Below are 11300 nucleotides of genomic sequence, written 5' to 3'. Positions count from 1 at the left end.
CCCTTCCACCCCCTCCCGGGCTCAGCCCGCCGCGGCCGTCCAGGGCCTGGAGGCCGCTTCCGGCTCGCCGTCGGGCTCAGTCAGTCCCGTCCGGGCGCCCGAGCGCCGTACATAGTGCCTTCAAGACGACGCGCGACTTGAGGTGCATCTCGTCCAGCTCGGCGGCCGGGTCCGAGAGCGCCACGATGGCCCCGCCCGCGCCAATGCTCACCTCGCCGGGGCGGACCACCGCCGTTCGGATGACGACGTTCAGGTCCGCGGCGCCGGTGGCGGAGAAGTACCCGATGGCGCCCGAGTACACCCCCCGGGCCTCCCGCTCCAGCCAGTCGATGAGCTCCATCGTGCGCTCCTTGGGGGCCCCCGTCATGGAGCCTCCCGGGAAGGCGGCACGCACCGCGTCCACGGCGGTGAGCCCCTCGCGCAGGTGGCCCCGGATGGTGCTCACCAGCTGGTGCACCGTGGCATACGACTCCACGTGCATGAGCCGGGGAACGTGGACCGAGCCCACCTCGCACACGCGCCCGAGGTCGTTGCGCACGAGGTCCACGATCATCAGGTTCTCCGCCCGGTCCTTCTCCTGGGAGCCCAGCTGTTGGCGCAGACGTTCATCCTCGTCCGGGGTGGCTCCTCGGCGCAGGGTGCCCTTGATGGGCTTCGACTCGACCCAGCGTTCGGCGTCCACTCGCAGGAAGCGCTCGGGAGAGGAACAGGCGATGCCCAGCGGTCCCATGCGGAGGTAGGCGGCGTAGGGCGCGGGGTTCAGCCGGCGCAGGCTGCGGTACAGGTCTAGGGGCTCGACATGCGCCCGGGCGAGGAGCTTGTTGGTGAGGCAGACCTCGTAGGTCTCGCCTTCGTGGAGCTGCTCCAGGCATCGCTGGATGTCGGCCAGGTAGGTCTCGCGGTCCCTGGCGAGGCGGACCGGGAAGGGGGCTCCGGCGCTTGGCTGGAGGGGCGCCAGAGGGGGCAGGGCGCGCAGGCTGGATTCCGTGGCGTCGAACCAGGCCTGGACCTCGGCGGCCTCGTGTTCGGGGGCGAGCGCGACGAGATACACCGTGCGTTCGAGGTGGTCCCAGGCCAGCAGGCGGTCCGCCAGGATGAGGCTGGCGTCTGGATCCGGTGAGGCATGCGGGGCGCTCGCGCCACAGTCGTGCTTCAGCTCGTAGCCGAGGGAGCCCACGAAGCCGCCCTGGAAGTCGAAGGGCAGCCCGGACGGGGCCACTCGCAGCCGTGTCAGCTCCTGCTGGAGGAACTCGAACAGCTCGGTGGAGTGCTCCTGCGCTGCCTGACCCCGGCTTACGGTGAGTCGGCGTGGATTCACCCGGTATTGGATGACGGCGCTGTGTGGGCCGCTGGCGTCCCCCATGAAGGAGAAGCGTGACAGGCCGGCTTCGACGCGGCTGCTGTCCAACCAGAAGGCGTGGTCCCTGTCTCCGAGGAGCGTAACGAAGGCCTGCTCGGGGTCGACATCGAGCCGCAGCTTCCGGTGATGGACCCGGAAGAGTCCAGGCGGAGGGAGCGGCGTTCTCTCCTGGGGCGCTTCAGGGCGTGGGATGGGACGGCGGACGCGGTGCTCGTGGCTCAGGCGGATGAAGTTGGCGAGGAGCTGGCGGCCGTGGGCGGTGGCGATGGACTCCGGATGGAACTGGACGCCCCATCGGGGGAGGGAGGCGTGGCGCAGGGCCATGAGGACGCCGTCGGGGGCCCAGGCGGTCTCCACCAGGTCCTCGGGCAGTGGCCGGCTGAGGCAGAGCGAGTGGTAGCGCACCACCTGGAAGTCCTGCGGAAGGCCCTGGAAGAGGTCTGTTCCCGCGTGGCGCACGGGGCTCAGGCGTCCGTGCATGACCTCCGGCGCGTGCTGGATGCGTGCGCCGTGGACGTGGCCCAGTCCCTGATGGCCCAGGCAGACGCCCAGGATGGGGACGTCCGCTTCGAGGAGCGCCTCGCGGCAGACGCCGAAGTCCGCCGGGTGGTCGGGACGGCCTGGACCGGGGGAGATGACGATGTTGTCGAACGCGAGTCCACGCAGCTCCGGCCACGACCGCTCGTCGTTGCGCACGACGAGGGGCTCTGTCCCTCCGACCTCCGCCAGCAACTGGAAGAGGTTGAACGTGAACGAGTCGTGGTTGTCGATGATGAGCGTCCGCTGCCGCACGGCGCGCACCTTACCCCTCGACGGCCTGCGCGGAGGCGTTTCGAGCACGCCTGCCAGGGGGCCGTACCTGGCGGCCCAAGGATGAGGGGGCGGGAGGCCCTGGCGTGCGCAGGTGCCTCGCGTGCGCTTCGGGGTCTGCTATCTTTCCTTCCATCGCACGAGTGGCGGAACTGGCAGACGCAGCGGACTTAAAATCCGCTGACTCGCAAGGGTCGTCCGGGTTCGATCCCCGGCTCGTGCATTGGATCCTGGCTGGAGTCAGGCAGCCACTTCGGCCCTGACGCTCGTGATTCCAACCATTGGAGAAAGTTTGTCCAGGAGGAGTGCCTTTCGGGCTTCGAGGAAGCGTTCGAAGTTCTCCAGCTTCCACAGCTCGGGGTCTTCCGGAATCAGGTGGAGCGCGAGATACGCGGAGGGCTTGTCCTTGAACCAGTCCTCTGGCGTCGTGTCGCTCTTGCCGCCCGCTCCGTTCTCCTCGGCCGTGAGGAGCATGCAGTTGGCGAGCTGATTGCGGTCCGCTTCCCGGTACTTGAGCAGGTCGTGCCGTCCCGTCCTCGGGTTCTGGCTCTTCACCTTCCTGAGGAGGCTCTGCGGGAAGATGTGGTCCACCTGCGGAAGGTTGTTCTCGAAGCCAGGCGTGTAGTTGAAGTTCCGGTACCAGAGATTGAAGAGAAGGTGGATGCTGTCCGAACCGTAACCCATCATCCAGAGGCGCTCCGGCGCAATCTCGGGGCTGCGGCCCTTCTCCCGCATCACACCGAACAAGGCGTCGGAGTCGAAGTCCCGGGTCTTGTCAATCACGGAGACCAGCGCATCGATCAGCTGGTCGGGCGTCCCGTTGAATGCCCCTCCCAATAGAGAGCGCAGCAGGAACGCGTCAACGTTCCTGGCGCCGCGGAATGCGCTCTTGTGGTGGTATCGCGCGTAGATGAGAGGAATCAGCGCCAGATAGGAGGGAATGGCTTTATCGCATCGGATGAACGTCTTGCCTCGTACGAAGTCGAGGACATCGAGCATGGCGGCGGTGATTTCACTCCAGTGCTGTTCAATGGATTCGCGTACGCCGGGCTTCCGGAACTTGTCGACCTCGTAGCGCGCGCCATGGCCCAGCAGGGTCAGGCAGGTCTTCAGGACGAAGTCGCGTGTGAACTTGAAGCCGTAGCGATTGAGCTGTTCGAGTGTGTCTTCCATCCGGGCGTCTGCCTCGTCCCAGCTGGAGGACAGCAGCGAGAACAGCAGGTCCGATTTGCCGAGCTTCGTTCCACCCGAGTTCGCGCGGATGAAGATCTCGACGACGTCTTCCTCCGTGTACAGGTCCGCGTTCTCGGTGCTGTCGAGCTCCTGGTAGGCGATGCCATCGTCGGAATGGAAGGTCTTGAAGACGAGCGCGACGTGACTCGCGATCCGCTCCGCTTCTTCCTCCGTGAGGGCGCGGTCCGCCTGCTTGATGAGCTGCTGCGCGATGCCCAGGGAGGTCTTCGTGCTGTGCACGAGATCCTTGAACTTCACCCACGGGAACACAGCGTCCCTGGCGTGGATGAACTTGAACCGGTACTTCACGTCATCGGGTGCTGAGAGCTGTCCGCTGAGGATGTCCAGATACAGCTCGCGCCCTTCATAGCTGCCACTCAGGCCGATGAAGAGGCTCTGGAGGCGTTGCTGGCCGTCCAGGACGAGGCATTTCTTCTTGTCGTCCTCGGGGACGTAGAACCTGCTGAGCTCGTGGCTGAACGCTTCCTGGTAGGTGTCGATGAACCTTCGCCGCCGGATTTTCGCGCGAGTCTTCCAGATCAGCAGGGTGCTGATGGGATACTCGCGCAGGATTGAATCGAAGAGCCGGCAGATCTGTTCTTCATTCCAGACGAACGGTCGCTGGATGTTGGGCAGCCAGAAGCCGCCATCCTCGTCAGGGTTGTTGAGGAAGGCGACGATCTTCCGCAGCGAGTGCTTGGGCATCTTCATGGAGCGGCATCCTAGGATGGCGTGAAAGGCTTGCGGATCCCCCGAAAGGGGAGGGGCGGCAAACACCCACTCCACCGCTCTGCTTGTCGGGAGTCCCCGAGGTCTCGTGGGCGGGTGAAACGACCCGGTCCCGGGTGAAGGGACCCTTTCCTTTGCACGGGCTTTCGATGAGGCTCTCTCTGCGCGAAGGGAAGGGCTGCCATGGCACTTCCCTTGCTCATGGGCTTGAGGACTCAGCCCTGAAGGGGGAAGACAGCGATGGCATTCCTGCATTACGCGAACCTGGACTTACACCGCCCGGAGGTGGCGTTGCAGCAGGTCTTCTATGGCCTCAAGGACATTGCGGACTACCTCAAGAGATCCATCGACTACCTGGAGGAGAACGCCGTCCTGCGCGTCTCCTGCCGCACCCTGGCGCCTGGGGACCTCAACGATCTGGAGTCGGCGGAGCGCACGGCGGGCGTCTGGGTAGAGATTGACGACCTTGATGGGGACGGCTCGGGTGGCGAACGCGCCCTCAAGGACTTCCTGGATGAGCACACCGAGCGCGTCCACGAGCGTGTCGAGAAGCCCTCGCGGCAAGGCAAGGCCCGCCGTTTTGACTACTCAAAGGAGACCCAGCTTGATGTCATCGACCGGGATCCGGTCCGGCAGCGGTTGTGTCTGGACCGCGAGCCACGCACGGCCGAGCTCCTTCTCCGTCCCAATACCTACCAGCTCCAAAAGCAGCGGGATGCCGTACAGGCACTGCAGAATGCCCCCCATCCGCAGCACCGTCCCCTGCTGGACCTCTTCCAGTCGCACGGACTGGTGAAGTGGCCCGAGCCTGAACGCGCCGAGCTCGATGAGCGCGAATGGCTCCTGCTCCGCCCTCCGGCGCCTGGGGCCGCGCTGCGCCCGGGAACCGAGTCGCAGCGGCAGTTCGTCAGCAAGGCCCTGGCGTCTCGGGACTGGGGCATCCTCGAAGGGCCCCCGGGGTCCGGCAAGACGACGACCATCTGCGAGCTCATCCTTCAGGAGCTTCGCCGGGGACACCGGGTGCTGCTCTGCGCGTCCACGCATGTCGCCGTCGACAACGTCATCGAGAAGCTGATGGATCCGCGTCAGCCTTTCCAGAACGAAGTCATCCCTGTGCGCATCGGAGACCGGAAGAACATCTCCGATATCGTCAAGCCCTGGCAAATCGACTCATTGCGGAAGACGGAACGTGAGGGACTGCTGCGTTGGCTCAAGATGCAGTCCCTCCCGACGCGTGCGCAGCAGACGCTGTTCGAGGCGCTTCAGCGGCCAGGCAACGAAATCATCGACCGCATCATCCTGGATTCAGCCAACGTCGTGTGTGGGACGACGATAGGCATTCTGCAACACCCGGACATCCGCGCGACCTCACGCAACAACCACATGGGACGCACGCCCATCTTCGACGTGCTCATCCTGGACGAGGCGAGCAAGACGACCTTCCAGGAGTTTCTTGTCCCAGCCCTGCTGGCCCGAAAGTGGATCCTCGTCGGGGATCCTCGGCAGCTGTCTCCCTATGTTGAAGAGGACCACCTCGCGGCGAACCTGGACGCGGCGGTGCCCAAGGCCGCCGTTCGCGATGCGGCGCTCGACACCTTCGAGGTGAGGCCCTACCTGCACGCGCCCCTCCACGGCGAGCACAGACATCGTGGGGCGGTAATCGTGGTCACCGAGGATCCGCTCGTCCGTGATGCCTATCGCTTGGAGGCGCTGTCCCGGAAGGTTCCGCTGGTCGAACTGGATGGGGCCCAGACCGTGTCTCCCTGGGACCTGCTGACCGCGGGGGTGGTCGTGGGGCGCGAGGAGGCCATCCTTCGCCAGGAGGAGCAGCTCCCGCTCGACGTTGCCATCCTGCACGGCGGAGGACCGGCGCTCTCCGGACTCCGGCGGCGGATCCGGCTTCGACAGGATGGCGATGACGCGCGAAGCTGGGGTGGAGAGATCGCTTGGCGCCTGGCGCGCGCCTACGAGAAGCGACAACTGGAGGGCTCGGGGCCGGGCATCGGGGCAACGGAACGACTGCCACAGGGCCTTGAGGACCTCCTCCCTTCCGAGCCTGCCCTTGACCTGGCATTCACGAAGCCGCTCTCGGGGCCGGGCAGCAGGTCGGACGAGGTCCGGGAGTCCATCCAGCGGGTCCAGCGGGTGGCGATGCCTTCCATCCTGGAGTCGCTCTGGTCGGGCTTCGGGCGTCACAAGAAACAGCGGTCGGGAACCGCGCTTTCGGACGGCTTGCCGCCGGCCGCGCGCGACTCGCGCCATGTACTGCTCCAATACCAACACCGGATGCATCCGGACATCTCCGGCTTTCCTCGGGAACACATCTACCGAGGCAATGCCCTCGTCGATCCCCCGGACATGGCGGGGCTTCGCGCCTGGCGGGAGCCGCTGTGGCCTGGGCGGATGCTGTGGATCAACGTCGCACGCCGCGTGGAGGGAACTCGAAATGAGTTCGAGAGCAATGCGCTTGAACGTCAGTTGAAACGATTCCTGGAATGGACACAGGTTCACGCTCACCCCGAGGGGCGGGCGTGGGAGGTGGCGGTCCTCACGTTCTACCGGGCCCAGGAGCGCCTCCTACGCTCCATGCTTCGAAGGCTCGCGGCGCAGCCGAAGGGCTTCCAGCGCTTTTCCATTGGTGGACGTGAGCGACCCCGTGTCGTCATCGACCTGTGTACGGTCGACCGCTTCCAGGGACACGAAGCCGATCTGGTGCTGCTCTCGTTTGCTCGAACGAGGGGGATCGGGTTCCTCGACAGCCCCAACCGCTTGAACGTCGCGCTGACCCGCGCCCGCTATCAGACGCTGCTCGTCGGCAATCGAGACAACTTCGCCAGGCAGAAGCGTTCGGAGTTGCTACGGCAACTCGCGGCGCTCGACTCCACCCACGACATCCAGGAGTGACTCATGACTCGAGTTTCGAACCGCCTTGAGGGCCAGATGAGCATCGTCCTCAAACGCACCATCGAGGTACGATGTTTTCATGTCATCGGAGAGGTTGGGTTCGCCCAGCCGCGTGCTGAACTGCGGGCGGTGGCCCAACTCGCGGCCTCGCGTGCCGGGCAGCTTTCGGCACGCGAACTGTGCGAACACCTGCTCGGGAGCAAACCGGATGCTGTCGGATTGCGCCTGCTTTCCGTCTGCGAGCAGATGGGGCTCATCGCATGGGACTTGAAGCCCCGTGGGGGCGAGTCCCTCGCCAGACTCACGGAGGAAGGACGCCGGGTCGCGGAAGGGGGAGATGTCTTCGTTCCGGAGCGGGGGGCGTGGACCATCTGGGTGGCGAAGGATCCGCTGATCCCCCTGGAGGCGAGTCTGCTGCGGATCGAGCCATTCCAGGAGCCAACGGCTTTTGACGAAATCGTGAGAAGGGATGCGCCGCGAGAGAAGCGGGCCACCGTCGACCTTCCCGATTGGGCCCAGAGGGTTTGCAGGAGCCAGGGGCGACCCGGTTGGGGAGATGGGCGTGCCGTCGCGATGCTCGACATCGAGGCAAAGGGGGAACCGGTCCTGGAGTCCAAGACCCAGGTCGAGCTGTCCCTGTGTGCTGCCCCTCACCAATCCTCTACCCTCAGCCTGGAGGGAAGCGTCGATGGCCAGCGCTCGGAGCTTGAGTTGCCTCATGCGCCAGCACCCGGTTTCGAGGAGGTGTGGCGCTACTGTCTCGGTGCACGTGCTCATGACTGGGACGGTGAAAGGCTGGCGGTGCGGTTCGAGAGCCTTGACGGCACGGAGCTCAGCTCGTTCAAGAGCCATATTGCCTTCGACCGTTGGTCGCATCCCCAGCACGGCGCATTTGGCCGCGTCCAGGTACCCCATGTGCCGATTCGGCCAGCCACGGATATCGATGCGTCACGCTGGGCGAACTGGTTGCTGGACCATCGCGTCCAATCGTACGTGACGAAGGCTGACTTCGCCCGACGCTGCGAGGAGGTGCAGGAGACGTTCACCGGCTACCGCCTCCAACTCATGACACAGGAGCAGTTGGCCGTGAGCCTGCTTGGGGCCGCTGGGGTGCGCCCGGGTCGCAAGTACTGGCACCTGCAGGCGCCGCTGGACTGGTCGCTGTGAATCCCTCTTCCGAACCTGGAGACATCCCATGTCCCCCTTTCAAAAAGTGATGAGTGCCGAGGTTGATCACAGCGATGAATCCCTGGGCGACGGTTGGTTGCCCGAACATGCCCCGGGCGCTGCGCCGGAGCGGTGGAATCAGGGCGTCTGCCCCTCGGGAAGAGGCCGTGTCGCGGCTGATGCCATCGTCAAGGCCATCCGGAACGCGCGGCGCACCGTGATGGTGTCCAGCTTCCTGCTCGCGGATGTGGAGATCGAGCGGGCCCTGCTCGAAGTGGCCACCTCCGGACGAGGCGTGCGTGTCTATGTCCTCAACGCCGCCGAGGCCCGGCTCGAAAAGGAGCCCCGGGAGGACTCCGAGTTCGACCGCAAGACCTACGAGGCGCACAAGGCGCTGCTGAACAAGCTCGCGGGTTACGTGCTGTTCCGCACGGCGAGGTCCTTCCACGCGAAGGTTGTGCTGGTGGACGCGCCCACTGGTGAGGGCTACCTGCTCACGGCGAACCTGACGTCGGAAGCGCTCGAGCGCAACGAGGAGGTGGTCATCCGGCTGGAGGAGTCGGAGTGCGCCCAGGTTCGCGACTGGCTCCAGTATGCCTTCTGGGAGGGGGCCGAACACGAAATGGCCACGCCCGGTGCGTTGGAGGCGGTTCGGGCTCCCGGACTGACCCGCAGGCCCGAGCCTCGGGGTGACGTGCTCGCCACGGCTTCCGGCCATACGGGACTGCGCGAGGCACTCCTCTCGCTCGTGGATGGCGCTCGAGGCCATCTCATCGTGACGTCGTTCGGCTGGTCCCGGGAGCACCCCGTCGTGCAGCGGATCCTCCAGCGGGCACGACAGGGCCTGCGTGTGACGGTGCTCGCGCGCATCCGGCCTTCCGCGATGCCGGCCCTGCTCGCCCTCCGGGAGGCGGGAGCCACGGTCCTGGGCTTCCAGTGGCTTCATGCCAAAGCGGCCTGGAGCGAGGCGGGGGAAGCCCTGGTGACTTCCGCCAACCTGGAGCCGCACGGAATGGATGATGGCTTTGAGCTGGGCGTCCGGTTGGTGGGGGCTCGTGCGGACGCGGTGGCATCGCTGCTCAAGGCGTGGTCGGCGGGAGCGAAGGCCCGGCTTGAGAACGGTCTGCGGGTTGGCGCCGTTCATGGCGCCGTGGAGCTGTGGCGAGGCGGGAAAGTCCTGGAGAAGGTCGTCGTGGAGGCTTCCCGGGAGATTGACCTGGGACGGGTCGTCGCGGAGTCGGCCACCCGCCTGGAGGCCCCAGCTCCAACGCCGCCCGCTCCCGTTCCAGGGAAGTACTTCCACCGGAGCATCCTGCGCTGGACCATCGATGCGCCAGTGCTCGACACGAAGGCCAGCGAGGTCCTCAGGGAGGTGGAGGTCACCGGGGAAGCCAAGGCCGGGGAAAAAACCAAGAAGAAGAAACAGCGGGTGTCCCATGAACCGCCGCTGTTCAAGGAGGCCAGTGGGCGCCTCGTCGTCGCGATATCGAATGCGGAGCAGTTGGAGGCCGCCCTCGCCTATGGGCGCGAGCATGGCGCCACGGTGGTGGTGAGGAGACCATGAGTGCGTCCGCGACGACACCTACCCTGCTGGCCTGGCATTCGTTCAACGGAGGTGTGGAAGTGCTCGGAAATGCAGTGGCCCTGCTTCGTGAGCGCAGGGTCCGCGTCCGGCGCGTGCTCTACCTCGTGGAGCAGGGGACGCCTCTCCAGGATGGGACAGTGAAGGAGCAGACCGCCGATGCGGAGGCCGAGATCCTGCGAGTCGACCTTGCGGATCCGACGCGTCACGAGACCGTCTACGCTCGGGTGCGGGATGAGGTGCTTCCTCGTGTCCGGGGCTGTGCGGCGCTTCACATCAACGTGTCACCGGGCACACCCGCCATGCATTCCGTCTGGCTCATCCTGCATGCCGCAGGGGCCTTTCCCGCAGGGACCCAGCTCTGGTCCTCTCAGATTGACAAGCGGAAAGGGTTGCGGCGCATCGAACCGGTGGAGTTCAAGGTCCGCACCTATCTCGGTGAGATCCGCAGGGTAGAGCGCGAAGCACCCGCGGCCACGGCCTACGATCCCGAGCCGAAGTCACGTGCTCGAACCGAGGCTCTGGAGTCACTTCGACGCTATTCGTGCATTCCGGGCGCTCCGCTCCTCGTGGTGGGGGAGCGTGGAACGGGGAAGACGAGTCTGGTGGAGACCTACCTGGCTCCGCTCAAACAGCGCCGCCTCACTGCACTCGCCTGTGGCACCCTCGAAGGCGCCGATGTGCGGATGGCGGAGAGCGAGCTTTTCGGCCACGCGAGGGGGGCGTTTACTGGCGCGGACAAGGCCAGGGACGGACTCATCAAGCAAGCGGCGGGTGGGGTGCTCTTCCTGGATGAGGTCCAGGACCTGCCCAAGGCACTCCAGCGCAAACTGGTGCGGTTGCTTCAGGACAACCGTCGTCGCTACCGTCCCGTGGGCGCGGACCAGGAGGCCGAAGCGGACGTCGATGTCGTGTGTGCCTCGAACCTTTCCCTGGAAGATCTCTCCGAGCGGCTCGATGCGGACCTCTTCGACCGGTTGGGGTTGCTCACCGTCCGCGTGCCCCCCCTGCGCGAATGCCGCGAGGACCTGCCTGACGATTGGCAGCGCGTGTGGTTGTCGTTGCGACGGGACGGCTCGTTCCCGGAGAGCGCTCCTGTCAGTCGGCTTCTGCTGGAGGCTCTGGCGACGGCGCCCTTGAACGGGAACCTCCGCGACCTCCAGAGACTGGCTTTCCTGGTGATGGCCTGGTGGCCCGATCATGGCGAGCGTGCCCTGGACAAGGTCCTGGGGGGCTGGCGGAAAGCGCAGTCAGCACCTCCAGCGGGTGGTGCCGGCTTTGGCAACGGCAGTCGCAGCGAGCGTCTTGTTCATTTCCGCCAGGGGCTGGCGCGGTGGGCGAAGGAGACCTGGGGAACCTGGACCGAGGCGGCACGGGCCCTCGAATGTGACGAGAAGACCCTGCGTGAGGACGCAGGCCCAGCGCTGCCAGCAGGGCCTCGCCAGCGGAAGAGCCGCACCGGATGAAGCCGCTGTCAACCCGACGTGCGACCGTCCTTCATGGGAGTGAATTCGG

At 65.8% G+C, this 11300-nt stretch carries 6 protein-coding genes and 1 tRNA gene; 5 read left to right on the top strand and 2 right to left on the bottom strand.

What is annotated here, in order from left to right; genetic code table 11:
- Positions 1-76: 76 nt before the first annotated feature.
- A complete protein-coding gene (gene pabB, locus D7X32_RS21705) occupies positions 77-2161 on the bottom strand; it encodes an aminodeoxychorismate synthase component I (RefSeq protein WP_120604477.1) in 2085 nt (694 codons plus the stop codon).
- A 146-nt stretch (positions 2162-2307) separates the two neighbouring features.
- Here pabB and D7X32_RS21700 point away from each other — a divergent pair.
- Positions 2308-2393 (top strand) — tRNA-Leu (locus tag D7X32_RS21700).
- A 17-nt stretch (positions 2394-2410) separates the two neighbouring features.
- Here D7X32_RS21700 and D7X32_RS21695 read toward each other — a convergent pair.
- Complete coding sequence (locus tag D7X32_RS21695; protein WP_120604476.1) at positions 2411-4114, bottom strand: DUF262 domain-containing protein; 1704 nt, start codon at positions 4112-4114, stop codon at positions 2411-2413.
- Positions 4115-4372: 258 nt separating this feature from the next.
- Between D7X32_RS21695 and D7X32_RS21690 the strand changes: the two genes are divergently transcribed.
- From D7X32_RS21690 to D7X32_RS21675, 4 genes are read left to right on the top strand one after another with little or no spacing between them, the layout of a single operon-like run.
- On the top strand, positions 4373-7036 hold the full coding sequence (locus D7X32_RS21690) for an AAA domain-containing protein (protein ID WP_120604475.1): 2664 nt from the start codon (positions 4373-4375) through the stop codon (positions 7034-7036).
- 36 nt (positions 7037-7072) lie between these two features.
- Complete coding sequence (locus D7X32_RS21685) at positions 7073-8203, top strand: hypothetical protein (RefSeq protein WP_158625731.1); 1131 nt, start codon at positions 7073-7075, stop codon at positions 8201-8203.
- Positions 8204-8231: 28 nt separating this feature from the next.
- Complete coding sequence (locus D7X32_RS21680) at positions 8232-9767, top strand: phospholipase D-like domain-containing protein (RefSeq protein ID WP_120604473.1); 1536 nt, start codon at positions 8232-8234, stop codon at positions 9765-9767.
- Entirely contained in the window at positions 9764-11251 is a 1488-nt protein-coding gene (locus D7X32_RS21675; RefSeq protein WP_120604472.1) for a sigma-54-dependent transcriptional regulator, read from the top strand. The genes D7X32_RS21680 and D7X32_RS21675 overlap by 4 nt, the downstream gene beginning before the upstream one ends.
- Positions 11252-11300: the final 49 nt, after the last annotated feature.

The sequence above is a fragment of the Corallococcus carmarthensis genome, assembly GCF_003611695.1.
GTDB classification, from domain to species: Bacteria; Myxococcota; Myxococcia; order Myxococcales; family Myxococcaceae; genus Corallococcus; species Corallococcus carmarthensis.
Note: the sequence above shows the minus strand (reverse complement) of the source record. Positions and strands in the feature narration are given on the sequence as shown.

Bases quoted from the DNA above. Each gene is read 5' to 3' on its own strand.
- D7X32_RS21695 (WP_120604476.1), bottom strand. From the start codon at position 4,114: ATGAAGATGCCCAAGCACTCGCTGCGGAAGATCGTCGCCTTCCTCAAC.
- D7X32_RS21690 (WP_120604475.1), top strand. From the start codon at position 4,373: ATGGCATTCCTGCATTACGCGAACCTGGACTTACACCGCCCGGAGGTG.
- D7X32_RS21685 (WP_158625731.1), top strand. From the start codon at position 7,073: ATGAGCATCGTCCTCAAACGCACCATCGAGGTACGATGTTTTCATGTC.
- D7X32_RS21680 (WP_120604473.1), top strand. From the start codon at position 8,232: ATGTCCCCCTTTCAAAAAGTGATGAGTGCCGAGGTTGATCACAGCGAT.
- D7X32_RS21675 (WP_120604472.1), top strand. From the start codon at position 9,764: ATGAGTGCGTCCGCGACGACACCTACCCTGCTGGCCTGGCATTCGTTC.